Origin of the sequence: Actinoplanes sp. NPDC023714, from assembly GCF_040639855.1 — a bacterium.
GTDB lineage: Bacteria > Actinomycetota > Actinomycetes > Mycobacteriales > Micromonosporaceae > Actinoplanes.
Map to the genome: position 1 here is coordinate 299664 of NZ_JBFAAR010000002.1, position 23986 is coordinate 323649.

Genomic DNA, 23986 nt, shown 5'->3' on the forward strand with positions numbered 1-23986 from the left:
CACGGTTTCCGGTAGGTTACGAACTCCACCTACGCCCGTCAATGACTGGCAAGGAAAACGTTTGCCTGGCGTCAGACCGCCGTGGAGGCGCGCGGCACGAGGCGGCAGGGCCGGGCGCGCTGGCCGTGCACCGGCTCGCCGTTGATCGCCGACAGCAGCAGCTCGGCGGCCGACCTGCCGATGCCCTCGAGGTCCATGTCCACGCTGGTCAGGGCCGGGCGGCAGCCGTCGACCATGACGTCCCAGTTGTCGAAGCCGACCACGGCCACGTCCTGCGGAACCGTCCTCCCGGCCGCCTGCAACGCCTCCACGAGACCGCGCGCGATCTGGTCGCTGCCGCAGAAGACGGCGTCCACCTCGGCGCCGGTGGAGAGCAGGATCCCGGCCGCCTGGCGTCCCCAGGCCTCGTTCCACTCGCCGTAGAGCGTCGGCGCGGCCGGCCGCAACCCCTCGGCCGCCAGCGACTCGGCGGCGGCCCGGGCCCGGACGGTCGCCGAGTGGTGGTGCTCCGGGCCGGTCACGTGGGCGATGCGCCGCCGGCCGACGGCGAGCAGGTGCTGGATCGCGCGGCGGGCGCCGTCGGCCTCGTCCGGGACGACCGAGCAGTCCCGCGGGTCGGCCGAGCTGATGAACGCGTAGACGACCGGGACCGGCAGGCCGACGCCGATCGGCGCGCGGGCCTGGGTGCGCCGGCCGGTCACTATGATCCCGTCCACCTTGCGGCTGAGCAGCGTACGAAGGTAGTACTGCTCGCGGATCGGGTCGTCCCGGGCGTCGCACAGGAAGACCGACATCTGCCCGGCGCCGAGGGCGTCCTCGGCGCCGATGAGCAGCGGGATGCTGAACCGCCCGATGCTGTCGGTGGTGATCATCCCGACCGTGTAGGTGCGGCCGGTCTGCAGGCTCCGCGCGGCCGCGTTGGCGACGAATCCGAGCTGCTCGGCGGCCTGCTGTACGCGCAGGCGGGTCTCCGGTCGCAGTGCGCCCCGGCCGTTCAGCGCCTTCGACGCCGTCCCGGTCGAGACCCCCGCGAGCGCTGCCACCTGGCTGATGGTGACCGCGCGTTCGATGTTGCTCAGTGTCCCTCCCCAGTTTCCTGAACGGACCTGGAAGTTTCCTTCCGGACCGCTTAACGCGACCGTAACCCGCTCTTGACATGCGAGCAAGGCCCTCCCTAGCGTCTAGGCAATCGATTTCCTTTCGACTCTCTCCCGGCCGACGTCCCCGAAACCGACGCCGGGAACCACGGAAAACCTCCTCCACCGTTCAAGGGGCTTTTCATATGCGCAAACAACTCTCCGCCGTCCTCATCGCCACCTGCCTGCTCGCCGGCTGCTCCTCCGGGACGGACGGCGCCGACGCCGGCGACGGCGCCGCCCCCACCGGCGACTACACCGTCTGGGACCCGTACCCCCAGTTCGACGACGCATCGGACTGGGTGAAGCTGCTGACCAAGTGCGGCACCGACGCCGGCGTGACGGTGAAGCGCACCGGATACGACACCACCGACCTGACGAACAAGGCGCTGCTCGCCGCCCAGCAGGGCAACTCGCCGGACGTGCTGATCGTCGACAACCCGGTCGTCTCCACACTCGCCGACGCCGGCGTGCTGACCACCGCCGACGAGCTGAAGGTCGACACGAGCGCCGTCGAGCCGAACCTCCTGGCGGCCGGCCAGATCGGCGGCAAGACGTTCGGCATCCCGATCGGCGCGAACACGCTGGCGCTCTACTACAACTCCGAGATCCTGGAGAAGGCCGGTGTCGACCCGGCGTCGATCAAGGACTGGGCCGGCCTCACCGCCGCGCTCGAGAAGGTCAAGGCGAGCGGCAAGAAGGGCATCACCTTCTCGGCGATCGGGACCGAGGAGGGCAGCTTCCAGTTCCTGCCCTGGTTCTGGGGCTCCGGGGCGAACCTGACCCAGCTCGACTCGCCGCAGGGCGTCGCCGCGCTGACGCTGTGGACCGACTGGCTCAAGAACGGCCTCGCGCCGAACTCGGTGCTCAACAACACCCAGACCACCAGCTGGCAGGAGTTCGCGGCCGGCGACTTCGCGTTCAGCGAGAACGGCACGTGGCAGCTCGCCAACGCGAAGAAGACCGGCTTCGAGTACGGGATCATCCCGATCCCGTCGCAGGCCGGCGGCACCGCCCCGGCGCCGACCGGCGGCGAGTTCGTCACCGCGCCGGTGCAGGACGACACCGCCCGCTACCAGGTCACTGAGAAGCTGATCGGCTGCCTGACCAGCGCCGACAACGCGTACACGACGGACACCACGCTGTCGTACATCGCGGCCACCGAGGCGGTCCAGCAGAAGCAGGTCGCCGAGAACCCGGAGCTGACCGTCTGGGTCGAGGCGGTGGAGGCCGCGAAGGGCCGGACCAGCGACGACCTCGGCACCAAGTACCCGAAGATCTCGCAGCCGATGTGGACCGCGTTCCAGGCGGCGCTCAGCGGCTCGGCCACCCCGCAGGACGCGCTGACCACCGCGCAGCAGACCGCGGCGGCCGCGACCAAGTGAGCGACCTGATGACCCGGGCTCCCGCGGCCGCTCCCCGGGCGGCCGCGGGGACTCCCCGGAGGAGAAGGCCGGGGAACTGGGCGGCCTGGGCGTTCCTCGCCCCGGTCGTGATCTACCTGGTCGCGTTCTACGCCTACCCGCTCTACCGCAACCTGGACCTGAGCCTGCGCGACTACACGGTGCGCAGCTTCGTCCGCGGCGACGCCCCGTTCAGCGGCCTGGACAACTACCGGGAGGTCTTCGCCGACCCGGCGTTCGGGCCGGCGTTCCTGCACACGCTGGTGTTCACGTTCGTGTCGATCGCCTTCCAGTTCGCCATCGGGCTGGCGCTGGCGGTGTTCTTCGCCCAGAACTTCCGGTTGAGTGCGACGTTGCGAGCGCTCTTCCTCGTACCCTGGCTGCTGCCTTTGATCGTCAGTGCCTCGACGTGGTCCTGGATGCTGAACAGTGACTCCGGCATCGTGAACCACGCCCTCCGTCTCGCCGGCATCGACGCGGTGAACTGGCTGACCTCGCCGGACTGGGCGTTGACCAGCGTGATCATCGCGAACATCTGGATCGGCATCCCGTTCAACCTGGTGGTGCTCTACAGCGGGCTGCAGGCCATCCCGCAGGACGTCTACGAGGCCGCCGCCATCGACGGGGCGACGAGCCGGCAGCGGTTCTGGCGGGTCACGTTCCCGCTGCTCCGGCCGGTCTCGGCGATCACCCTGCTGCTCGGGCTGGTCTACACGCTGAAGGTCTTCGACATCATCTGGATCATGACGAAGGGCGGGCCGGCCGACGCGTCGACCACGTTCGCGACCTGGTCTTACCGGCTCAGCTTCGGCAACCTGCTGCCCGAGTTCGGCCCGGGCGCCGCGGTCGGCAACCTGCTGATCGTGATGGCGCTGATCTTCGGCCTGCTCTACATCCGGATCCAGCAGAAGCAGGCCCGGTCATGAGGAACCGCATCAAGACGGGCGTCGCGCTCGTCCTCACCGCGATCATGCTCTTCCCGATCTACTGGATGATCAATGTGTCCTTCACGAGGGACACCGACATGCGCGCCGACCCGCCGCACCTGTTCCCCTGGAACGGGACCCTGGAGGGCTACCGCGCCGTGCTGGACCAGCAGATGCCGTACCTCGGCACCAGCCTGGTCGTCGGCCTCGGCACGGTCGTGCTCACCCTGCTCATCGCGGCGCCGGCCGGATTCGCCCTGGCCAAGCTGCGGCCCCGGGGCGGCGGCGCGCTCAACTTCGTGCTGCTGATCGCCCAGATGATCCCCGGCATCATCATGGCGATGGGCTTCTACGCCATCTACCTGCGGGCCGGCGTGCTCAACACGGTCCCGGGCCTGATCCTCGCCGACTCGACCATCGCGGTCCCGTTCGGCGTCCTGATCTTCACGGCGTTCATGTCCGGCATCCCGGACGAGCTGATCAACGCGGCGCTCATCGACGGCGCGTCGAAGTGGCGCACGTTCGTCTCGGTGATCCTGCCGGTCAGCCGCAACGCCGTGGTGACGGTCAGCCTCTTCGCCTTCCTCTGGGCGTGGTCCGACTTCGTCTTCGCGACGACGCTCGACGGCGGCGGCGACCACCAGCCCATCACTCTCGGCATCTACCACTACATCGGCAACAACAACCAGCAGTGGAACGCGATCATGGCAACCGCCGTGGTGGCCTCCATCCCCGCGACGCTGCTGCTGATCCTGGCCCAGCGTTACGTGGCCGCCGGCGTCACCGCCGGCGCGGTGAAGGACTGAGGAAACACATGAGCTTCGAGGTGAAGAGTCCGGTCGTGCCCACCGCGGGGGCGATCGGGAGACTGCGGCCGCTGCCGGTGACGATCACACCCGGCGGCCTGTTCGGCGAGTGGCAGCGCCGCAACGCCGAGGCCACCCTGCCGCACTGCGTCGAGCAGCTGGACGCGTACGGCAACCTCGCGAACCTGCGCCGCGTCACCGGCGACGCCGGCGGGGAGTTCCGGGGGTTCTGGTTCGCCGACACCGACGTGCACAAGACCCTCGAGGCGGCGTTCTGGTCGGGCACCGCGCAGCCGTTCGCCGAGGAGACGGCGGCGCTGCTGGAGAAGGCCCAGGACCCGGACGGCTACCTGGACTCCTACTACCAGGATCCGGCGAACCGCCCGCAACAGTGGAACGAGCTGCACTTCAGCCACGAGATGTACACGGCCGGCCACCTCATCCAGGCGGCGGTCGCCGCGGCGCGGTCCGCGCCGGAGTCCGTCGCGGCCCAGCAGGTCGTGTCGGTCGCGCGCCGGTTCGCCGACCTCCTGGTGCAACGGTACGGCGCATCGACCGAGGTGGACGGCCATCCCGAGGTGGAGACCGCGCTCGCCGAGCTCTACCGGGTCACCGGCCACCGCCCGTACCTGGACCTGGCGAAGCGGTTCGTCGAGAACCGCGGCCACGGCGTGCTGGGGGAGGGGCGGTTCGGTCCGCGCTACTACCAGGACCACGAGCCGCTGCGGGAGCGCACCGAGGTGGCCGGCCACGTGGTCCGGGAGGTGTACCTGCTGGCCGGCGCCGTGGACGTGGCCGTCGAGACCGGTGACCGGGAGCTGCTCGACACCGTGCTCCGGCTGTGGGACTCGGCGCTGTCGTCCCGCACCTACATCACCGGGGGCCAGGGCTCGCGGCACCGCGACGAGGCCTACGGCGATCCGTACGAGCTGCCGCCGGACCGCGCCTACGCCGAGTCGTGCGCCGCGATCGGCAACTTCCAGCTCGCGTGGCGGCTGCTGCTCGCCACCGGCGAGGCCCGGTTCGCCGACGAGATGGAGCGGGTGCTGCACAACGGCATCGCCGGGAGCACCGCCGCGGACGGCACGTCGTTCTTCTACTCCAACCCGCTCCAGCTGCGCACCGGCCACGACGGCTCGCACGAGGACGCGCCCTCCCAGCGGCTCACCTGGTATTCCTGCGCCTGCTGCCCGCCCAACCTGGCCCGTCTCATGGCTTCGCTGCACGCCTACGTCGCCACCAGCGATTCTTCGGGCATCCAGATCCATCTGTACGGGTCGAGCACCGTGGCGGCCGGGTCCCGGTCGATGACCGTCGACACCCGGTATCCGTGGGACGAGCAGGTCACCGTCACTGTCGAGTCCTCGGACGACGCGCCGTGGACGCTCGCGCTGCGGGTGCCGGCCTGGTGCTCCGACGTGCGGCTCACGATCAACGGCGCCCCGGCGCCGGCCCGGCAGCAGGTCCGCGACGGCTATCTGCGGCTGCACCGGGTCTGGCAGCCCGGCGACCGGGTTCAGCTCACCCTCGGGATGCCGGCCCGGCTGGTGACCGCCCACCCGCGGGTCGACGCGGTCCGCGGCGCCGCCGCCCTGGTCCGCGGCCCGGTCGTCTACTGCCTGGAGCAGGCCGACATGCCACAGGGGACCGTGCTCGAGGACGTCGAGCTGGACGCCTCCTCGCCGCTCGCGGTCGCGTTCCACCACACCGGCATCGCCCCGGTGACCCTGCGGGTGCCCGTACGCATCCGGTCCGCAGAGCAACCACCCCTCTACCGCGACCTGACCACCGCGCCGCACGGGCCGGCAGGCCCCGCGGCGACCGTCACCGCCATCCCCTACTTCCTGTGGGCCAACCGGCAGCCCGGCGCCATGCGCGTCTGGATCCCGCTGGCCCGGCAGGAGGACTGACCGTCCCCACTCACCCCCACCGAGGTGAACCGTGCTCCGCAGAAAAGCCGCTTCACTGTCCCTGCTGCTGGTCGCCGCCGGGCTGGTCGTCCCCAGCCCGGCCCTCGCGGCCGGCAACACCCTCACCGTCAACGCCGGCACCGTGGTCCGCCCCGTCACCCACGTCGCCGCCGGAGGCCTCTACGCCGCCGACACCGGCAGCAAGCCGCCGCTCGAGCGGATGTACCCGCTGCGGCTCAACCACCTCACCCAGCCGCCGCCCGGCGTCCAGCAGCTCGGCAACGGCGCGACCACGCCGTGCTGCGACGGGCTCCAGGTGGCCGGCAAGGTCACCAGTGCCGGCGCCCAGCAGTTCCTGCGCCTGCCGGACATCTATCCGAACTTCCCCTACCGGTGGGTCAGCTGGGCGGACTGGGAGTCGAAGGTCCGCACGATGATCAACGCCCGGGTCGCCGCGACCGGGACCACCAACATCGACGGGTACGAGCTGTGGAACGAGCCGGACTGGACCTGGGACACCGCCCGGGCCGGCTCGTTCCTGGACGGCTGGACCCGCACCCACCGGCTGATCCGCTCGCTCGACGCGGTGACCCCGATCGTCGGGCCGTCGCACGCCGTCTACAACCACCAGTGGATGGTCGACTTCCTCACCAACGCGCGGAACACCGGCACGCTGCCGGATGTGATCGTCTGGCACGAGCTGGACAACGACAGCTATCTCAACGTCCAGGCGCACGTGGCCGACTACCGGGCCGTCGAGCAGTCCCTCGGGATCTCGCCGCGTCCGATCTCGATCAACGAGTACGCGTCGCCGTCGCAGGTCGACATCCCGAGCGTGGCGGTGCACTACATGGCCGTCTTCGAGCGGCACGGCATCCGGTCGGCGGAGCGGGCCTACTGGTACGAGGCGGGCACGCTCAACGGTCTGCTGCACGACAACCAGCCGACGTCGTCATACTGGACGTACAAGTGGTATGGCGACATGTCCGGAAACATCGTGCAAACGGTGCCGGGGTCCTGGCTGGAAGGCGTGGCCTCCTACGACCGGACGCGAAACTTCGTGAATGTCGTCTTCGGTGGTGACAGCGGGAACAACACCGTCCGGGTCACCGGGCTCGGGGCGCTGGGGTCGCAGGTGCGGGCCACCGTGGTGCGCAGCGGGACCACCGGGCGCTTCACCAACCAGGCCGCCCCGATCGCGGTGTCCTCGTCGGTCCTGTCCGTTTCCGGCGGCAGCGTCAGCGTGCCGGTGACGAACATGCACGCCTGGGACTCCTACCAGCTGCTCATCACGCCGGCCTCCGGGGCGGCGACCTGGCAGCAGCGCTACGAGGCGGAGAACGCCACGGTGGTGAACGCCAACCGGTTCAGCGCGTCGTCCGCGTCCAACTCCGGCTATGTCGGGCAGATCGACGGATCGGCCAACTCCCGGAACCAGTCCTTCGTGGACTTCCTGGTGAACGTGCCGAGCGCCCGCGCCTACACCATGACGATCGGCTACGCGAACGGCACCGGCGCCACGGCCACCCAGGGTCTCGCCTACAACGGCGGCGCCTGGCAGACGATCTCCTATCCGGCGACCGCCGCGTGGGGCGTCTTCGGCTCGACGGTGTCCACGTCCGTCACCCTGCGAGCCGGCTGGAACACCATCCGCCTCGCGAAGGGGTCACCGAATTTCGCTGGTGGAGCCGGGTACGCCGAACTCGACTACATCAACCTCTCCTGACCCCCTCCTCCTCGCGATCTTGTTGAGTTGCGCGGGACCGTTGCTGCGCAACTCAACAAGATCGGGGAGGGGTTACGCCTTGCAGCCGTGCTTCTTCTTGTACGCCTTCACCGCGGCGGCCGGGCTCTTGTTACCGCCCTTCCGCCAGGACGTCAGGTACTTCGCGGGCCAGACCACGCCCCGGCGCACCTTCCAGTCCCCGGCCTTCTTGCACGGCGGCGAGATGCCGTAGTGCACGTGGCAGACGCCGCTCGCGTTGCCGGTCTTGCCGACCTTGCCGAGCGACTGGCCGGCCTTGACCTTGACGCCCTTCTTGATGCCCTTGGTGACGCTGCTCAGGTGCGAGCCGTAGTAGCGGACGCCGTCGTCACCCTGGATGGACACGAACTTGCCGCCGTTGTAGGGGCCGTCCTTCATGCCCTTCCTATACTTGTCGACCCGGCTCACCTCGAGCACGACGCCGCTGGTGGTGGCCACGAACGGCTTGCCGCAGGCGGCGAAGATGTCGGTGGCCGGGTACCCGGAGTGGGTCTTGTGGAACGACACGTTCTTCGCCTTGACCGGGAAGACGTGCTTGACGGTCTTGGCAGCCGAGACAGTGGCCTTGGCGGGAGCCGCCATCGCTTCACCGGCGCCGCCGGTGAGCACGACGGCGACGACCGCCACCCCGATGAGGCACTTCTTCAATCGCATCGCGTCACCCTAGTGCCAAACCTTCAGCCTTCCCACAGGGGACAGGCGTTGACATTGGTGTAGCGGCCCTCTAGGCGGGTACCAACCTCACCACGATCGACTACTGGAGGGAGCAGGGTGATGACGACATCCCCACCCACACGGACTCCAACCAGCACGCGGCAACCGCTGGCCGAAGCGGTCGTCGCGCTCGCCGAGACGCCGGACGACATGCCGGACCTCGATGTCCGGCTGCAGGGGATAGCCGAACTGGCGGCCGCCCGGATCGGCGGGGTCGACTACGCCGCGATCTGCGCGCGGCCCGACGACGGCTCGTGCACCGTGGCCGTCGGCGGGGAACTGGTCAGCGACCTCGGCGAGGAGGACGGCTCGGCGAAGACGATCTCCTGGCCGCACTTCCGGGAGGAGGCCGCCGGGATGGGCCTGCGGGTGGTGTCGGCGCCGCTCACGACCGGCAGCGGCGCCGCCGTGGCGACGCTGGACCTGTACGGCAGCGACCCCGCCGCCATGGAGTCGCTGGCCGGCGGGATCGCCGCCGCGTACGACCCGGAGCTGCCCCTCGCCGAGGACCTGGACGCCGGCGGCGAGGAGCTGGTGAACGGCCTCGCCGAGGCGCAGTGCGTGCGGGAGACGATCCAGCTCGCCCTCACCCTGATGGAGGAGGACGGCGACGCCTACGCGCGGCTCCGGCTGGCCGCCGCCGAGCAGGGCGTTTCCCTGCTGACGGCGGCGACCCGGCTCATCGCGCGCTGAGGCGTCAGACGGCGGCGGCCTCGGGGATCAGCTCGGTCTCGTCCGGTTCGCCCGGGGCCGCCGGAAGCGTGAACCACACCGACGCGCCCGGCGTGGCGTCGAGGTCGAGCCAGATCCGGCCGCCGTGGTACTCGATGATCTTCTTGACGATGGCGAGCCCGATGCCGGTTCCCTCGTAGGCATCGCGCGGGTGCAGCCGCTGGAAGATGACGAACACCTTGTCGGCGTACTCGGCCTCGATCCCGATGCCGTTGTCCCGCACGTTGATCTTCCACTGGTCGTCGTCCCGGACCGCGGAGACGTGCACCTCGGGCGGCACGTCCGGGCGGCGGAACTTGAGCGAGTTGCCGATCAGGTTGACGAAGACGGCGGTGAGGATCGGCTCCTCGCCGTTGACCGCCGGCAGCTCGTCCCAGGTGATCCGGGCGTCGTCGCCGGTGCGCGCGGCCAGCTGCGAGGTCGCCTCGGTCATCACCCGGTTCAGGTCGACGCCGCGGAAACCAGTGGTGAGCCGGCCGATCCGGGAGAACGCGAGCAGGTCGTTGATGAGCCGCTGCATGCGCTGCGCGCCGTCGGTGGCGAAGGCGATGTACTGGTCGGCGCGGGCGTCCAGCTGACCGGCGTACCGGCGTTGCAGCAGCTGGCAGAAGCTGGCGACCTTGCGCAGCGGCTCCTGCAGGTCGTGCGAGGCGACGTAGGCGAACTGCTCGAGATCCCGGTTCGAGCGGGTGAGCTCGGCGGCCTTGAGCTCGAGCTCCTCCTTGGCGGCCTCGACCTGCCGGCGGGCCTCGCGCACCTGGCTCAGCTCGGCCGCGATCTGCCGCCGCATGCCGTCCACGTCGGTGGCGAGCCCGCGCAGCTCCGGGGAACCGCCGCTCTCGATCCGCCGGTCGTAGTCGCCCGCCGCGACCTGGCGCACCTGGCCGGCGAGGGTGGTCACCGGCCGGCTGACGAGCCGGTCGAGGAGCAGCAGCATCGCCGCGCCCACCACGATCACCATGCCCGCGGCAGTGATCTCCAGGACGATCAAGATCTTCCCGGTACGACGGGCAGCGGCCGCGGCCTCGTTGCGCAGGGCGAGGATGTCCGCCCGCAGCTCGTCGACCCCGGCCCGCAGGTCGTCGAAGCGTGCCGTGCTCGCCGCCTCGTCGAGCTGCTGCGACGTGTCCCCGGACCGCACGCCGGCGATGACCCGCTCGGCGACGTCGGCCTGCCAGCGTGCGGCCAGCTCGCGGACCAGGCCCAGGTCCTCGGCGATCGCCGCGTGGCCGTCCTCGGCGTTCAGCGACTCGATCTGCGCGAGCAGCTCCCGCTCGGCCTGGCGGCCCCGCTCGTACGGCTGGAGGCTCTGCGCCGAGCCGCTCAGCGCGAAGCCGCGGATCGACGTCTCCTGGTCCAGGTAGGCGGCGTTCAGCTCCTCACCGGCGACCCGCATCGGGCCGGTCTTCTCCAGGATGACGTCGAGGTTCCGGTTGCTGTCCGCGGTGATGACCACGGCGACGAGACCGAGGCCGGCCATCAGGATCCCGGCTATGACGAACAGCGCCACGACCCGGCGCCGCAGTGTCCAGGAGCGCAGGGAGAACCAGCTCATCGACCCTTCCTTGTCATGAGGAGCATCGCCACGTCGTCGGCGAGCGGACCGCCGTTGGCCCGCTCGGCCCGGTTCACCAGCCACTCCGGCACGGCCTCCACCGGCACGTCCGCGGACGCGCGCAGCAGGTCGGCGAGCCCGGCCTGGCCGAGCCTGCCGCCGTCCGGGGTGTGGCCCTCGATCAGCCCGTCGGTGTAGATCAGCAGCGACCAGTCGCCGTCCGGCAGCGCGGTCTCGTACACCGGCGCCGGGCGCGGGCGCACCCCGAGCACGATCCCGGCCGGCGCCGCGATCGGCGCGGCGTCGCCGCCGGTCAGCAGCATCGGCGCGGGATGCCCGGCGAGCCGGACGGTGGCCCGGTTCGCGGCGAGGTCGACGGTCGTCATCGCGATCGTGGTGAACACCTCGCGGGCCCGGCGCTCACTGACCAGCACCTGCTCGACGGCGGGCAGCACGTTGCCGGCCGGCACCCCGGCCAGGATCAGCGCCCGCCAGGCGACCCGGAGCTCGGCGCCGAGCGCGGCCTCGTCCGGGCCGTGCCCGCAGACGTCGCCGACGATCGCCTGGAGCGTGTGCGGGCCGGTCTGCACCACGTCGAAGAAGTCCCCGCCGAGCAGGCCGGAGCCGCGGCCCGAGCGGTAGAAGGTGTGCACCGCGGCCGCGTCGGTGCTCATCAGCGGCTGGGGGAGCAGGCCGCGTTCGAGCCGGGCCGACTCGGCCTGCTGGAGCTCGGCGTCGTGCAGCCGGCGGGCGTTCTCGTCGGCCCGGCGGCGCTCGACCGCGTAGCGCAGCGACCGGGCCAGCAGTACCCCGTCGACCTGGCCCTTGATCAGGTAGTCCTGGGCGCCCTCGGCCACCGCGACGACGCCGAGGTGCTCGTCGGAGCGGCCGGTCAGCACGCAGACGGCGGCGTCGCCCGCGACGGCGAGCAGCTTGCGCAGGCCCTCGATGCCCTCGGCGTCGGGCAGGCCGAGGTCGAGCAGGACGCAGTCGATGCCGGCGAGCAGGGTCTGCGCCTCGGCGAAGGTGCCGGCCACGGTGAGGTCAAACGTGCCGGGGCTGTCCGCGAGCAGCTCGCCGACCAGGAAGGCGTCACCGGTGTCGTCCTCCACGAGCAGGACGCGGAGACGTTCCGGCCCGGCCACGGACAGCGTCGTCACGTCTGTCCCTCGTGGACGCGCGCACTGTCGATGTGGTGGATGGCCGGGCCCTTTCCTCGTGGAGCAGCGCATGAAGTATGACCGTTCGGCAGCGCGAAACAATTGGCGGGTGGCAAATGTTTTCGCGCGCCCTTACCCGTTTCGGCGAATATCGAATCAGCCGAGCGCCATGTGGACGCGGATGCTGGTCCCGGCCGGGTGGGCGTGCATCCGGACGAGATCGCAGAGCTGGTTCGCGAGCAGCAGGCCGCGGCCGCCCTCGGTGGTCACCGGCGGCGGGATCCGGCCGGCGAGCGGGTCGGTCAGCTGCCCGGTGTCGTCGATCTGGCACACCACCACGCCGTCTTCACACCAGAGGGCGACCGTGCCGCCGGCCGGGGTGTGCAGGATGGTGTTCTCGGCCAGCTCGTTCACGGCGACGACCAGGTCGTCGAGCGCGTCCGGGTGCAGGCCCGCCGCGCGGCCGTGGCCGGTGACGAAGCGCCGGATCAGGCCGAGCTCGCCTACCACGCTGAACGGGAGCGTCACCGCGGCGGGCGGGACCGGCGGCAGCGGGCGGTTGAAGAAGGCGGCCGCCGTGAACGGGTCGGCGTACCACGGGCTCGGCCGGCGGCCGCCCGAGGTGATCATCACGGGGTGGGTCAGCCAGGCGTCGCGCAGCCGGTCCTGGTCGAGGCCGGTCGCGTCGTACGGGCAGAGCACCGTGGCGTCCCGGCCCGCGAAGATCGCGTTCATGAGGGCTTCGTGCAGCCCGCACGCCGGGTACTCGACGGCGGTCCGCCCGGGCCAGATCGGCTCGCCGACGACGGCGATCCGGTGGCCGCGGTGCGCGTCGGCGAACCTGAGCAGCAGCTCCGGGATGATCCGCCCCGGATTGCGGCCGGCCACCGCCAGGTCGGCGAAGGTGACCGCGTCGCCGCAGTCGCGCAGGGCCTCGCGCAGCAGCACCAGGTTGGCGCCGGGGACGGCCACCAGCGCCGGGTTCCCCGCCTCGACCTCCTCCTCGACGAACGCGGCCGTGACCTTCACGTACTCGTCGGGGTCGTGGTAGAGCAGGCCCGGATGCTCGAACTCGGCGTCGGCCGCCTCGGCATGCTCGGTGGTGGGCGCCTCGGCCGTCATGGGCGCGCCTCCTCGAACGCCGCCGCCGCGTCCTGGCTCGCCGCTTCGATGGTGAAGGCCGGAACCGAGCCGGCGCCCTGGAAGGCCAGCACCCGGCGCAGCACCCGGGAGCAGCCGGTCAGCCGCACCCGGCGGCCGGACACGAGCGCGGGGTGCAGCAGCGTCCGGGCCGCGGAGGCGTCGGCGTAGCGCAGGCCGGACACGTCGACGGTCAGCGGCCGCCCGTCGTCCGGGGTGTCCTCGGCGAGCGAGCGCATCACCGCGCGCAGCGCCGCACGGTTGACGAGGTCGGCCTCGCCCTCGAGCCGGAGACCGGGCGGATCCACCGTACGGATCATCCGCAGTTGCGGCGCGAGGTCCTCCCCGGACCCGGCGCCCGTCGAACCGGGGTGGGCGCCCGCCACCTCGCGCAGGAACGCCGGGGTGAACAGCCCCCGGTCGTAGAAGCAGGCCGCCGTGATGAAACCGTCCGCGAACACCCGGTTGACCTGGCCCTCGTACCAGCTCAGGCGGTCGGCGCCGGGCAGCGGCCGGGACGCCCACGACATGTCCCCGCCGACCCGCAGGCCGTGGTAGCCGTCGGCCTCGGCGGCGGCCGACTCCACCCGCCACGCCTCGATCGTCGCCTCCGGCTCGAAGCGGCCGGACGCCAGGTACGACCGGTGCGGCGCCACGATCTTCAACCGGCCGGCGGCGCTCGCCGCCGCGGAGTCGACGCCGTGCGCCACGAGCTCCCGCTCGAGCAGGTCGGAATGGTCACCGTAGAAGACGACGCGCTGCCGCTGCCGCAGACCGGCCCGGATGTAGCCGGCGACGCCGCGGGCCTGCTGGGCGTCGTCGTCGACGACCACACAGACGTGGTCGCCCGGCTGCAGTCGTTCGAAGATCCTGGTGCTCGTCATACCTACTCCGCCGCCATCGGATCAGTACGAGAGATTCGTCCGAAACTGGTGCCAGCATAGCCTCACCCGTCCCGGCGACACCGATGGCGACTCCGGCGATCCGGATGGGAGATCGGCACGAGCCCGACCGGTTCAACCGGGCATTACGGGGAACGCGGCTGCCATGCCGGATAGACCGCACAGCCCCGCGGGGACGGACTGGCCGCCCGACCCGATGCTGGCCGTGACCGTCCAGCGCGGGCGGGTGCAGCAGGGACTCATCGACGCGGAGATGAGGGCCAGCCGCCGCGCGATCCTGAGCGCGTTCCGGCTCCGGCTGCGCAGCGACGCCGACACGCTCGGCGCCGACGACTTCCTCGCGCTCGCCGACGAGACGATCGTGCACGCCGCGGTCATGGTGGCGGCGCAGAGCGTCGCCGGCGCCGACGCCTGCCAGCTGCGGGTCCGCGACCCGGTGAGCGACGCGATGCGGCTGGTCCGGCACCGGGGCCTGCCGCCGTCGCTGCTCGACCACCCGCCCGGCGAGCCCGCCGTGATCGACGACATCGGCGACGCCGCGTTCGCCGGCCTGGCGATCCGCGGGCCGATGCTGGACGCCGGTTTCCGCGCGATGCACTGCCACCCGCTGCACGACGGGGAGGGCCGGGTCCTCGGCCTGCTGACGCTCTACTACCGCGGACCCGGCCGCCGCCACAGCGAGGCGCGGCTGGTCGCCGGCGTGGGCAAGGCGCTGGCCCACGTCGCGGACATGCGGGCGCACGCGCCGATGAGCGTCGAGTCGGTCGCGGACCGGACCACGGTGACCGTCCGGGACGCGCTGGACGCCGGGACGGCCGCCCTCTTCACCGGTCTGGTCCGGCGGACGCTGGCCGGGCTCGGCCCGCCGCACACCGTCGTGGTCGACCTGCGCGGGCTGGAGGTGCTGGCCGCGGCGGGCGTCCGCGCCGTCTTCGCGGTGCACGAGCAGTGCCAGGTGCGGGGCATCGAGTGCTATCTGATCGCGGGACCGTGCGTGCGGGCGGTGCTGGCACGGCTCGCCGTCCCCTCCACGCTCAGGGTCGTCGAAGAAGGATCACACCCTGCGCAGGCGACTCCGGCGTACCGAAGATGGTCTAATGCCGGCGCCATTGCAGCATGGCCGCGGTAGCGTCGTCGCGCAGCTCGCCCTCCTCATAGGAGACGATGGCCTGGACCAGCCGCCGCATGATCTCCGGGGCCGGGATGCCGCGGCCGAGGTCGCGCAGCAGGAAGTCGCCGAGGCGCTCCACGCCGAAGAGGGTTCCGGCGGCGTCGCGGGCCTCGGTGATGCCGTCGGTGTAGAGGACCAGCGCGTCACCCGGCCGGAGCTGCTCCTCGATCACCCGGGGCGGGCGGGGGAGCATGTGGCCGAGGCCGAGGGGGAGCCCGTTCGGGGTCGGTAGCGGCGGCAGGGCGCGCCCGTCGCGGAGGAAGAGCTCGGCGGGATGGCCGGCGCTGATCCGGCGGTACGTCCCGGTCGCCATGTCGAGCTCGGCCAGCAGCGCCGTGACGAACGCGCCCGGATACTGCGAGCGGATCCACTTGTCGATCGAGCGGCAGGTGTCGAGCAGTGAGAGGCCGGAGCGGCGCGCGTTGCGGTAGGTGTTCAGCGTCAGCGTGGTCAGCGCGCTGGCGCTCATCCCGTGGCCGACCGTGTCGAAGAGCGCGACGTGCAGGGTGTCGCCGTTCGCGGCGTAGTCGAAGGCGTCGCCGCCCACCTCGTAGCAGGGTTCGAGGACCGCCGTGACCATGGTGCCGTCGACCGCGAAGGTGAGCGGCGGCAGCTGGTTCCAGACGATCTCGGCGGCCAGCTGCATCGGCATGCGGCGGCGGGTGTGCTCGACGGCGTCGCCGTAGAAGCGGCGGCTCGCGATGAGCTCGGCCACGAGGGCCGCGATGATCTCCAAATCGTGCAGATCCGGATTTTTCGTCTGAAATTGGAGAACACCGAGGCGCTCGGCGCCGTGCAGCAGCGGCAGCCACACGCACCCGTCGGCCCACCGCGGCTGCGCCGTCGTGAACGCGAGGCCCGCCTCGGTGCCCTCCAGGTCGATCGACGCGCCGGTCGACCCGCGCAGCGGATGCAGGGCCAGCTGACCGTAGTCGACCAGCAGCACGGTCACCGACGCCGCGTCGAGCAGGGGCGCGGCAGTGGCCAGCACCTGCGGCAGGTCCTCGGCCCGGCCGCGGTGCCGCAGATCCATGAGCCGGCGAACGGCTTCCATCGACGCGGACATCACCCGTCACTTCCCCAATCCGCCGGTTCCTCATGCCTCCTGCGTAACCTGGCACGGTGCAATCGACCGACGCCCGTGCGCTCGCGACCGGACTGATGGCCCGGCACGGGCTGACAGGCTGGACGTTCGCCTTCGACGACGCCAAGACCCGGGCCGGGGTGTGCCATCACGGCCGCCGGGTGATCGGGCTGTCCCGCCCGCTCACCGCCTTGTACAGCGTCGAGCAGGTCACCGACACCGTGCTGCACGAGATCGCGCACGCGCTGGCCGGTCCGGCGCACGGCCACGACCGGGTGTGGCGCCGGATCGCCGTGCGGATCGGCTGCTCGGGGATGCGGTGCGTGCCGGCGGAGGCACCACGGATCGACGGCCGGTGGGTGGGGGTGTGCCCGGCCGGGCACCGGACCACGGCGCATCGCCGGCCCACCCGGGTGCGGTCCTGCCTCGACTGCTCGCCCCGGTTCGACGCGGCCGCCGTGTTCGACTGGACGCACGACGGGGCGCCCGCGCCGATGCATCCGTCGTACCTGGCCGAGCTGGGCCGGCTCTCCTCGTCCGCGGTCACGCTCCCGGTCGGCGCGCGGGTCCGGCTCACCGGCGGCGGGCGCTACCACGGCCTGGTCGGGACCATCGTGAAGCGGGGGCGCACGCGCTACGAGGTGAGGACCGCAGCGGGCCTGCTGCGGGCGCCGTTCAGCATGGTGGAGGACGTCCCGGCGTGATCCCGGTCCTCCCGCGCTACCTGGCCGCCGCGATCGGCGCCCGCCTCGCCGACGAGGGCGCCCGCGTCTCGATCGTGCTGCTCGCCCTGGACCAGACCGGCAGCGCCACGGTGGGCGGCCTGCTCGTCGCGGCGCTGATGGTCCCGCACGTGGCCGCCGCCCCGCTGGCCGGCGCCGCCGCCGACCGGGCCCGCCGCCGCAAGCCGCTCTACCTGGCCGCCTTCGTCGCCTACGCGCTGGCCCTGACCGGCGCCGCGGTGCTGGTCGGCCCGGCCACCTGGGCGGCCGCGGCGCTGCTGCTGGTCGGCGGCTGCCTCGCGCCGCTGCTCTTCGGCGGCCTGAGCAGCCTCATCCGCGAGCTCGTCCCGGAGAACACCGGCCGCGCGTTCGGCTTCGACGCCACCACCTACTCGGTCGCGGGCATCGCCGGTCCGGCGCTCGCCGCGCTGGTCGCGGGCTTCGCCGGCGCGGCCTGGTCGATGGTCACCCTGGGCGGTTTCGCCCTGCTGGGTGCCGCGGCCTTCCTCACCCTTCCGCTGGGGTCCAGCCCTTCATCGGTACGAGGGACACGTGCCGTGCGGCCGCTGTCCGCGTTCGTGGTGATGGCCCGCCGGCCACGGCTAGGGGCCGTCACCGCCGCCACCGGCATCAGCCAGTTCGGGTTCGGGGCGCTGCCGCTCGCCGCCGCCGCGATCGCGACGGCCCGGCACGACCCGCCGCTGACCGGCCTCATCATGGCGGTCACGGCGGTCGGCGGGCTGATCGGCTCGCTGCTCACCACCCGCATCCCGGTGGTGCACCGGCACCCCGAGCGCACCCTGCTCCTGTGTACGGCGGCGATGGCCGTCCCGTTCCTGCCGCCGGCGTTCCTGCCCGGCACGTGGCCGGTGATCGCGCTGGCCGGCCTGCTGATGGGCCCGGTCACGGTGGCGCTCTTCTCGGTCCGCGACCGCGAGTCCCCGTCCTCGATGCGCACGCAGGTGTTCACGCTCGGCGCCGGCATCAAGGTGACCTCGGCGGCGGCCGGCGCGGCGGCCGGCGGCCTGCTCTCGCACGCGGGCTCGGGGCTGCTGCTCGCCGTGATCGCCGCCGTCCAGGTGGTGGCGGCCACGGCCGGGTTGCTGATCCTCCGCCGTGGGTACGCTGACCGGCGTGGATCAAGAAGAGCGGATCGCCCTGTTCCTGGACTACGAGAACCTGGCCATCGGGGCACGTGAGCACCTCGGTGGCATGGTCTTCGACCTGCGCCCGGTCGCGGACGCGCTCGCCGAGCGCGGCCGTGTCGTGGTGCGGCGGGCGTACGCCGACTGGTCCTACTTCGACGAGGACCGCCGGATGCTCACCCGCTCGCACGTCGAGCTGATCGACATCCCGCAGCGGATGGGCGCCTCCCGGAAGAACGCGGCCGACATCAAGATGACCGTCGACGCGCTGGAGCTGGCGTTCGAGCGGGAGTACATCTCCACGTTCGTGCTCTGCACCGGGGACAGCGACTTCACCCCGCTCGTCGACAAGCTGCGCGCCCTCAACAAGCGGGTGATCGGGGTGGGCGTGGAGCGCAGCACCTCGGCGCTGCTGCCGCCGGCCTGCGACGAATTCCTCTTCTACGACCACCTCGACGGGGTGGAGATCCCGCCGTCCCGTCCCCGCCGGGCCAAGGCGGCGGCGCCCGTCTCGCCCGCGCCGGCCACCTCTTCTCCTTCTTCCGAGGAAGCGCCCTCCGACTCCGAGAGTTTGGCCGCTCTCGTCGCGCAGACCGTCTCCGGCCTGCAGCGCAGCGGCAGCGGCGCGGTGACCGCCTCCACCCTGAAGCGGACGCTGCTGCGCAAGGACCCGACGTTCAACGAGGCCGACCACGGCTTCCGCGCCTTCGGCGAGCTGCTGCGCCACCTGGCCGGCGCCGGCGTCATCGAGCTGGCCGGCAAGGGCGACCCGGAGGTCTCGCTGCCCGAGCACGGCGACCGGGAGGCGGCGTTCGGCCTGCTCCGCGCCGTCGTGACCGAGCTGGCCGGGTCCGGCCCGGTGGCCCTGTCCGGCCTGAAGAACAAGGTCCGCAAGATGGCGCCCGACTTCAGCGAGAAGAAGCTGGGATACCGGAGCTTCCTCCAGTTCGCCAGGGCGGCGGCCACGGCCGGCATGATCGGGCTGGAGTGGAACCCGGACGCCGACGACTATCTGCTGACCCCACCTGCGGAGGGTTAGTACCCTCCAGGCGGTGGAGATTCTGGACATGATCGCCGATGAACGCCGCCGCCTCGCCGACCTGGTCGACTCCCTGACCGAGCAGCAGCTCGCCACCCGCAGCCTGTGCGACGCGTGGACCGCCAAGGAGGTGGTCGGTCACCTGGTCGCGGTCGTCGCGGCCTCCAACCTGACGGCGTTCCGCCTGCTGGTGACCAGCGGCTTCAGCATCCACCGGGCCAACGCCCGGCTGGCCGCGCTGACCGCCCGGCGCCCGGCCGCCGACCTCGCCGACCTGCTGCGCCGGCACGCCACCGACCCGTTCCGGCCGCCGGTCGTCGGATATCCCGGCGCCCTGACCGACCTGCAGGTCCACAGCCAGGACATCCGCCGGCCGCTCGGACTCCCGCACGCCCTCGACCCGGACCGCCTGCGAATCTCCCTCGACTTCCTGACCGGCGGCCGGGCGGTCGGCTTCACGCCGAAGGCGCGCCCGGCCGGCCTGCGCTTCGAGGCGTCCGACCTGGACTGGGCCTGGGGCGAGGGTCCGGTCGTCCGCGGCACGGGGGAGGCGGTGATGCTCGCCCTGGCCGGCCGGCCCGCGGTCCTGCCGGATCTCGTGGGCGACGGTGTGCCTCTTCTCGCCAAGAGGCCTTGATCCGCGGCCTCCCGGCTTCCTGCCTTGCCCGGCCCCTTCGGCCTCCTGTCTTACCCGGCCCTCGGCCTCAGCGGCGACCCGCGGACAGCGCCACCAGGAACTGGCCGCCGCCCGCGTCGACGCTCGTGGTCACCGGCAGGCCGGGCACCAGGCGGGAGAACCGGTCGGCCAGCCAGTCGGCCGCCTCCTGCGCGTCCCGCCTGCTCGGGCATCGGGCGACCAGCTCCCGGCCACCCTTGCGCTCGAGCCGCTCCGCCACGGTGATCAGCGGGGCCGGCTCGATCACGTTCAGCCGGTCCGGCCAGGCGATGACGACCTTGACGGCCCCCTTGCGGCTGTTGCAGGCCCGGTGCGCGAGCCGCTCGGCGACCTTGGCCTTCCGGTCCGCCGTCCGGCTGTCGACGCTGGGCCCGCGCGGGTCGTTCACCGACATGTCGGCGTCCACCGGCTCGTCGCACACCCAGCAGCGCCATCCGTCCCGCTCGGCCACGTCCTCAAGAGTCACTCCCACCCGAGAAACCTATCGCGTGACCGTTTACGACCCCTTCCGGGTGACCCGCTGAACCGGCTGCGGCCCCGGCAGGTGTACGGAGGCAGAGGAACCAGCCGAGAGGAACCCGCCATGGACGTCCGTTTTCGCCCAGCCCTCGCCTTCCGCACCTCTGTCGCCGCGATGGTCGCCGGCGGCATCGTCGGAGCATCCGTTGCGGCGCCGGCCCAGGCCGCCCCGAACCCGCACTGCGACGACACCCGCGCGGTGTCCCGGGACGTCGCGGCCGAGCCCGACATGGTCGAGTCCACCCGGACGGGGGTGTCCCGGTGGGATCGGGCCGACGCCGAGTTCGAGGGGGAGTTCGCCGACTTCGGCGTCGACGACTACGAGGCCGACGTGGTGCTGCGCTACTCGCCGTCCCGGCAGTGCGCCTATGCCCTGATCACGCTCGACGACGACTGGCGCAGCGGCTACATCACCAAGATCTACGGCCCGTCGGCGTGGATGGACACCTCGCAGGACGGCGGGGCGACCATCAGCCTCGGCACCGTGAACGAGCGGGTCGTGCCGGTCGGCTACTCCAGTACGTACACAAGCGCTTTCTCCATGACCGACATCGCGATCCGCGCCTGCGGGCGGGGCGTGCACACGCACACCTCGTTCGGCGCGAAGTCCAGCCTGAAGGGCCGCGTCGGCCCCTCCATCGGCACCGAGATCCACAACAACGACGTCGTCTGCACGGAGTGGGTGACGCTGTAGAGATCGCGTGAAGGTCCTGTGCAGGCCGTCGCGCCCTCCTGGGGCCCTGGCGCGACCCGGCCCGCAACATCTGGGTGATCGAGTGGGGCATGATCTGCTGCGTCGCGATCATCCCGCTACTGATCGTCCACCGCCTGATCCGCCGGTTGCCGGCGCCGCGGGTCTGATGGTCTTCTCCCGCGGCCGCCTCATCAGGGCGTCCCCTGCCGCACGGCTTGATCAATCCATCCGGTGATGTTGTCGGTCCGCGCGGCCCGCTCGACCCCGGTGTGCGGGCACGACGGCCCGTTGCTGACCACGGCCACCAGCGCCGGACCCCGATGTCCTTGCAGGAAGAAAGGACCACCCGAATCGTACGGGCAGGGCGTCGTATTCTCCTGCGGCGCGTGACCGCTCATCCCGGTGACCGATTCCGTCACCGAGACGACGACCATCTGGCCGGTCCGCAGCCTCTGCTCCGGGACGGGGTTGACGCTGGTCACCGACCCGTACCCGGTGAACCTCACGATGGCGCCCTCCTGCGGGGCGGTCCGGCTCAGCCTGATCGGGCGGACGTCGGTGACCGGTTCCGCCAGCTTCGCGAGCGCCACGTCGGCGGTGGGGGACTGGCGCACCGCGACGACCTCGGTCTCCATGCCACGATCACTTCCGAGATCCGTACGCCCTGCCGTGGCCGTGGTGACGTCCGCGACCGGCCGCTCCACCCGTTGCCCGCCGGCGTCCCGGAAGCAGTGCCCGGCCGTGATCACCCACTGGCGCGCGATCAACGCCCCGGAGCAGGCGCTGTCCCGCTTGCCGCCGTCCGCCCTGGGAATGCCCGTCATGGTCAGCTTCACCGAGAAGCCGAACTTCCCGTTCCGGACCGGGTCACCGTTGGCGATCGCGTGAGCGGGCACCGCGCCACTCACCGTGAGAGCGACGACCGCCATGGGTACGAGGGTTGCGCGTCTCATGGTGAAGGACTTGCACGTTATCCGTCCACATTAAACATCCGGCAGCCGGACCGTGGTGGTGACCCGGACCAGCGCGGGAAACGGCGGCGTGGACCCGAACCCGAATTTCACCGGCGGATCGATGTCGGTCAGCCCGCCGAGATCCTCTCCGCCCAGACTCGCACTCGCCGCCACGATCCGATGAAGGTCCTGGGCCGCATACCACTCCCGCCGGCCGTTCCCGGCGCTGCCATAGGTACGAACCCCGCGCAGCAGCCGTGCCGGGGTATCAATCAACCGCACCCAGGCAAGCCGCCGAGCCACAACCGTAGGCACCGCCCGCAGCAGAATCCCGAGCCCGCCCCGCCCGCCGATCCCGAACCGCAACTCCAGAGGCCCGGCATCCACACTCCACCGAGCCCCATCCCGCCGAACCTCCACGGGAACCGTCTCCACCCGGTCGAACGAATACGTGTCAGCGACGAACCACCCCAGTTCTTCACTGGGCGCAAGCAGCACCCGCCGCCCATCCGCATGCTCGACCATGACGTCACTGACCGCCCCGAACGGCGAGACGGGCCAGTGCCCCACGACGATCCGGGTCCCGCTGCCGGTCCCCAGCCCAGCAATCCACCCGTCGAAGCGCATATCCACGCCCCACCAATACCCGCCCAACGATCACCCCCACCCACCCACCCGCCCGAAGTCCCGTGCCGAGGAACGAGCGACGCGTGCCCGGGAACGGTGCGTGCCCAGGAAGCTCAGTGCCCAGGAAGCTCGGTGCCCAGGAATGACGTGTGCCCAGGAAGGAGGCGCGGCGGTGCCTCGGAGGAGAGCCCTGCGGTACCCAGGAACGGAGACCGGCGGTGCCCAGGAACGGGAGGCGCCGTGCCTAGGAACGGAGACCGGCGGTGCCCAGGAACGGGAGGTGCCGTGCCTAGGAACGGGGCTTGCCTAGGGACGGTGGGTGCCTGGGTGTGGGCGTTCCTGGGCAGGAGTGAGTTGCGGGTTCGTGGGGTGTTCATGGGACGGGCGCGCGCCTTGGTTCGGCGCGCGCCCGGGGAACTGGCTACTGGGCTCGGCGGGGGAGTTTCCAGTTGGGGCGGGGGAAGTGGCAGGTGTAGCCGTTCGGGATTCGCTCCAGGTAGTCCTGGTGCTCGGGCTCGGCCTCCCAGAAGGGGCCTGCGGCCGTCACCTCGGTGACCACCTTGCCCGGCCAGAGTCCGGAGGCCTCGACGTCGGCGATGGTGTCCTCGGCCACGCGCTTCTGCTCGTCGGACTCGAAGAAGATCGCCGAACGGTAGCTGTCGCCGATGTCGTTGCCCTGGCGGTTCAGCGTCGTCGGGTCGTGGATCTGGAAGAAGAACTCCAGCAGGTCACGGTACGAGGTGACCGCCGGGTCGAAGATGATCTCGATGGCCTCGGCGTGGCCGGCGTGGTTGCGGTACGTCGCGTTCTCCACGTGACCGCCGGTGTAGCCGACCCGCGTGGTGACCACCCCGGGACGCTTGCGGATCAGGTCCTGCATGCCCCAGAAGCAGCCGCCGGCGAGGATCGCCTTCTCCGTGCTCATGTGCGCACCTCATTCGTTCGTCGTGGGCTCCATCGTCCCGCACCGACGGAACGCTTTCACCCGCCTGAGAATGCCCGCCACCCCCACCCGTCCCACTGTCACCTCGATCACCACCGCACGACGCGGCAACAAGCAGGCGACAGCGGCCGGACCGAGTCACCGTTGATCAGGAAGGTCAGGGTTGCGGCGACCCGGATCTCCACGTGTGTCCAGGCGCCGATCGGGAGGGCCACCGCCGCGTCGACGAAGTCCTCGGCCTCCATGTCGCCGGCAGGGGGAGGG

24 protein-coding genes are annotated in these 23986 nt (G+C 71.5%); 12 read left to right on the forward strand and 12 right to left on the reverse strand.

Annotated features, from left to right (window positions below; translation table 11 throughout):
• Positions 1-71: 71 nt before the first annotated feature.
• Positions 72-1043: a LacI family DNA-binding transcriptional regulator gene (locus AB0G10_RS09170; protein WP_360918255.1), complete on the reverse strand. Its 972-nt coding sequence runs from the start codon at positions 1041-1043 to the stop codon at positions 72-74.
• A gap of 239 nt (positions 1044-1282) precedes the next feature.
• Here AB0G10_RS09170 and AB0G10_RS09175 point away from each other — a divergent pair, with 239 nt between their 5' ends.
• From AB0G10_RS09175 to AB0G10_RS09195, 5 genes are read left to right on the forward strand one after another with little or no spacing between them, the layout of a single operon-like run.
• A complete protein-coding gene (locus tag AB0G10_RS09175) occupies positions 1283-2521 on the forward strand; it encodes an extracellular solute-binding protein (protein WP_360918256.1) in 1239 nt (412 codons plus the stop codon).
• An 8-nt stretch (positions 2522-2529) separates the two neighbouring features.
• Positions 2530-3465, forward strand: coding sequence for a sugar ABC transporter permease (locus AB0G10_RS09180; RefSeq protein WP_360918257.1), 936 nt, complete (start codon positions 2530-2532; stop codon positions 3463-3465).
• Positions 3462-4271, forward strand: coding sequence for a carbohydrate ABC transporter permease (locus tag AB0G10_RS09185; RefSeq protein WP_360918258.1), 810 nt, complete (start codon positions 3462-3464; stop codon positions 4269-4271). The genes AB0G10_RS09180 and AB0G10_RS09185 overlap by 4 nt, the downstream gene beginning before the upstream one ends.
• An 8-nt stretch (positions 4272-4279) precedes the next feature.
• Complete coding sequence (locus tag AB0G10_RS09190) at positions 4280-6181, forward strand: beta-L-arabinofuranosidase domain-containing protein (RefSeq protein WP_360918259.1); 1902 nt, start codon at positions 4280-4282, stop codon at positions 6179-6181.
• 31 nt (positions 6182-6212) lie between these two features.
• Entirely contained in the window at positions 6213-7907 is a 1695-nt protein-coding gene (locus tag AB0G10_RS09195; protein ID WP_360918260.1) for a CBM35 domain-containing protein, read from the forward strand.
• Between the two features lie 72 nt (positions 7908-7979).
• Here AB0G10_RS09195 and AB0G10_RS09200 read toward each other — a convergent pair whose 3' ends face one another.
• Entirely contained in the window at positions 7980-8600 is a 621-nt protein-coding gene (locus AB0G10_RS09200; protein WP_360918261.1) for a M23 family metallopeptidase, read from the reverse strand.
• A 120-nt stretch (positions 8601-8720) separates the two neighbouring features.
• On the opposite strand from AB0G10_RS09200, the gene AB0G10_RS09205 reads away from it, so the two are divergent.
• The gene (locus AB0G10_RS09205) at positions 8721-9353 is read left to right on the forward strand and encodes a hypothetical protein (RefSeq protein WP_360918262.1); all 633 of its coding nucleotides are present in this window, start codon (positions 8721-8723) and stop codon (positions 9351-9353) included.
• A 4-nt stretch (positions 9354-9357) separates the two neighbouring features.
• On the opposite strand, the gene AB0G10_RS09210 is transcribed toward AB0G10_RS09205, so the two are convergent.
• The 4 genes from AB0G10_RS09210 to AB0G10_RS09225 form a co-directional block, all read right to left on the reverse strand.
• The gene (locus tag AB0G10_RS09210; protein WP_360918263.1) at positions 9358-10947 is read right to left on the reverse strand and encodes an ATP-binding protein; all 1590 of its coding nucleotides are present in this window, start codon (positions 10945-10947) and stop codon (positions 9358-9360) included.
• Positions 10944-12107, reverse strand: coding sequence for a fused response regulator/phosphatase (locus AB0G10_RS09215; RefSeq protein ID WP_360918264.1), 1164 nt, complete (start codon positions 12105-12107; stop codon positions 10944-10946). Before AB0G10_RS09215 ends, AB0G10_RS09210 begins: the two co-directional genes overlap by 4 nt.
• A gap of 156 nt (positions 12108-12263) precedes the next feature.
• Positions 12264-13229 (reverse strand): sensor histidine kinase, encoded by a 966-nt coding sequence (locus AB0G10_RS09220; RefSeq protein WP_360918265.1) that lies wholly within the window; start codon positions 13227-13229, stop codon positions 12264-12266.
• A complete protein-coding gene (locus AB0G10_RS09225; protein WP_360918266.1) occupies positions 13226-14131 on the reverse strand; it encodes an MEDS domain-containing protein in 906 nt (301 codons plus the stop codon). Before AB0G10_RS09225 ends, AB0G10_RS09220 begins: the two co-directional genes overlap by 4 nt.
• A gap of 163 nt (positions 14132-14294) precedes the next feature.
• Here AB0G10_RS09225 and AB0G10_RS09230 point away from each other — a divergent pair, with 163 nt between their 5' ends.
• Complete coding sequence (locus AB0G10_RS09230) at positions 14295-15278, forward strand: STAS domain-containing protein (RefSeq protein WP_360918267.1); 984 nt, start codon at positions 14295-14297, stop codon at positions 15276-15278.
• On the opposite strand, the gene AB0G10_RS09235 is transcribed toward AB0G10_RS09230, so the two are convergent.
• Positions 15244-16374, reverse strand: a complete 1131-nt coding sequence (locus AB0G10_RS09235) for a PP2C family protein-serine/threonine phosphatase (protein WP_360918268.1) — start codon at positions 16372-16374, stop codon at positions 15244-15246. The two genes, AB0G10_RS09230 and AB0G10_RS09235, sit on opposite strands and share 35 nt — an antisense overlap.
• A 68-nt stretch (positions 16375-16442) precedes the next feature.
• Between AB0G10_RS09235 and AB0G10_RS09240 the strand changes: the two genes are divergently transcribed.
• The 4 genes from AB0G10_RS09240 to AB0G10_RS09255 are packed head-to-tail and all read left to right on the forward strand — an operon-like array spanning position 16443 to position 19947.
• Positions 16443-17108, forward strand: coding sequence for a SprT-like domain-containing protein (locus AB0G10_RS09240; protein ID WP_360918269.1), 666 nt, complete (start codon positions 16443-16445; stop codon positions 17106-17108).
• Positions 17105-18325, forward strand: a complete 1221-nt coding sequence (locus AB0G10_RS09245) for an MFS transporter (RefSeq protein WP_360918270.1) — start codon at positions 17105-17107, stop codon at positions 18323-18325. The genes AB0G10_RS09240 and AB0G10_RS09245 overlap by 4 nt, the downstream gene beginning before the upstream one ends.
• Entirely contained in the window at positions 18261-19310 is a 1050-nt protein-coding gene (locus tag AB0G10_RS09250) for a PIN domain-containing protein (protein ID WP_360918271.1), read from the forward strand. Before AB0G10_RS09245 ends, AB0G10_RS09250 begins: the two co-directional genes overlap by 65 nt.
• Before the next feature lie 13 nt (positions 19311-19323).
• Positions 19324-19947: a maleylpyruvate isomerase family mycothiol-dependent enzyme gene (locus AB0G10_RS09255; RefSeq protein ID WP_360918272.1), complete on the forward strand. Its 624-nt coding sequence runs from the start codon at positions 19324-19326 to the stop codon at positions 19945-19947.
• Between the two features lie 67 nt (positions 19948-20014).
• On the opposite strand, the gene AB0G10_RS09260 is transcribed toward AB0G10_RS09255, so the two are convergent.
• Positions 20015-20458 carry a hypothetical protein gene (locus AB0G10_RS09260; protein ID WP_360918273.1) on the reverse strand — a complete coding sequence of 148 codons (444 nt, stop codon included), beginning with the start codon at positions 20456-20458 and terminating at the stop codon, positions 20015-20017.
• A gap of 111 nt (positions 20459-20569) precedes the next feature.
• Between AB0G10_RS09260 and AB0G10_RS09265 the strand changes: the two genes are divergently transcribed.
• Positions 20570-21199 (forward strand): hypothetical protein, encoded by a 630-nt coding sequence (locus AB0G10_RS09265; protein WP_360918274.1) that lies wholly within the window; start codon positions 20570-20572, stop codon positions 21197-21199.
• 191 nt (positions 21200-21390) lie between these two features.
• On the opposite strand, the gene AB0G10_RS09270 is transcribed toward AB0G10_RS09265, so the two are convergent.
• The 4 genes from AB0G10_RS09270 to AB0G10_RS09285 all read right to left on the reverse strand — a co-directional run bounded on the left by AB0G10_RS09270 (position 21391) and on the right by AB0G10_RS09285 (position 23967).
• Entirely contained in the window at positions 21391-22128 is a 738-nt protein-coding gene (locus AB0G10_RS09270; RefSeq protein ID WP_360918275.1) for a trypsin-like serine protease, read from the reverse strand.
• Positions 22129-22182: 54 nt separating this feature from the next.
• Positions 22183-22785 carry a hypothetical protein gene (locus tag AB0G10_RS09275; RefSeq protein WP_360918276.1) on the reverse strand — a complete coding sequence of 201 codons (603 nt, stop codon included), beginning with the start codon at positions 22783-22785 and terminating at the stop codon, positions 22183-22185.
• A gap of 415 nt (positions 22786-23200) precedes the next feature.
• Positions 23201-23704, reverse strand: coding sequence for a peptide-methionine (S)-S-oxide reductase MsrA (gene msrA / locus AB0G10_RS09280; protein WP_360918277.1), 504 nt, complete (start codon positions 23702-23704; stop codon positions 23201-23203).
• Between the two features lie 107 nt (positions 23705-23811).
• Positions 23812-23967 (reverse strand): hypothetical protein, encoded by a 156-nt coding sequence (locus AB0G10_RS09285; RefSeq protein ID WP_360918278.1) that lies wholly within the window; start codon positions 23965-23967, stop codon positions 23812-23814.
• Positions 23968-23986: the final 19 nt, after the last annotated feature.

What these genes read in the sequence shown, in the direction of transcription:
- AB0G10_RS09230 (WP_360918267.1), top strand. Translation starts at nt 14,295, where the DNA reads ATGCCGGATAGACCGCACAGCCCCGCGGGGACGGACTGGCCGCCCGAC.
- AB0G10_RS09190 (WP_360918259.1), top strand. Translation starts at nt 4,280, where the DNA reads ATGAGCTTCGAGGTGAAGAGTCCGGTCGTGCCCACCGCGGGGGCGATC.
- msrA (WP_360918277.1), bottom strand. Translation starts at nt 23,704, where the DNA reads ATGAGCACGGAGAAGGCGATCCTCGCCGGCGGCTGCTTCTGGGGCATG.
- AB0G10_RS09235 (WP_360918268.1), bottom strand. Translation starts at nt 16,374, where the DNA reads ATGGAAGCCGTTCGCCGGCTCATGGATCTGCGGCACCGCGGCCGGGCC.
- AB0G10_RS09225 (WP_360918266.1), bottom strand. Translation starts at nt 14,131, where the DNA reads ATGACGAGCACCAGGATCTTCGAACGACTGCAGCCGGGCGACCACGTC.
- AB0G10_RS09220 (WP_360918265.1), bottom strand. Translation starts at nt 13,229, where the DNA reads ATGACGGCCGAGGCGCCCACCACCGAGCATGCCGAGGCGGCCGACGCC.
- AB0G10_RS09180 (WP_360918257.1), top strand. Translation starts at nt 2,530, where the DNA reads ATGACCCGGGCTCCCGCGGCCGCTCCCCGGGCGGCCGCGGGGACTCCC.
- AB0G10_RS09205 (WP_360918262.1), top strand. Translation starts at nt 8,721, where the DNA reads ATGACGACATCCCCACCCACACGGACTCCAACCAGCACGCGGCAACCG.
- AB0G10_RS09185 (WP_360918258.1), top strand. Translation starts at nt 3,462, where the DNA reads ATGAGGAACCGCATCAAGACGGGCGTCGCGCTCGTCCTCACCGCGATC.
- AB0G10_RS09270 (WP_360918275.1), bottom strand. Translation starts at nt 22,128, where the DNA reads ATGGCGGTCGTCGCTCTCACGGTGAGTGGCGCGGTGCCCGCTCACGCG.
- AB0G10_RS09285 (WP_360918278.1), bottom strand. Translation starts at nt 23,967, where the DNA reads ATGGAGGCCGAGGACTTCGTCGACGCGGCGGTGGCCCTCCCGATCGGC.
- AB0G10_RS09200 (WP_360918261.1), bottom strand. Translation starts at nt 8,600, where the DNA reads ATGCGATTGAAGAAGTGCCTCATCGGGGTGGCGGTCGTCGCCGTCGTG.
- AB0G10_RS09210 (WP_360918263.1), bottom strand. Translation starts at nt 10,947, where the DNA reads ATGAGCTGGTTCTCCCTGCGCTCCTGGACACTGCGGCGCCGGGTCGTG.
- AB0G10_RS09175 (WP_360918256.1), top strand. Translation starts at nt 1,283, where the DNA reads ATGCGCAAACAACTCTCCGCCGTCCTCATCGCCACCTGCCTGCTCGCC.
- AB0G10_RS09265 (WP_360918274.1), top strand. Translation starts at nt 20,570, where the DNA reads ATGGACGTCCGTTTTCGCCCAGCCCTCGCCTTCCGCACCTCTGTCGCC.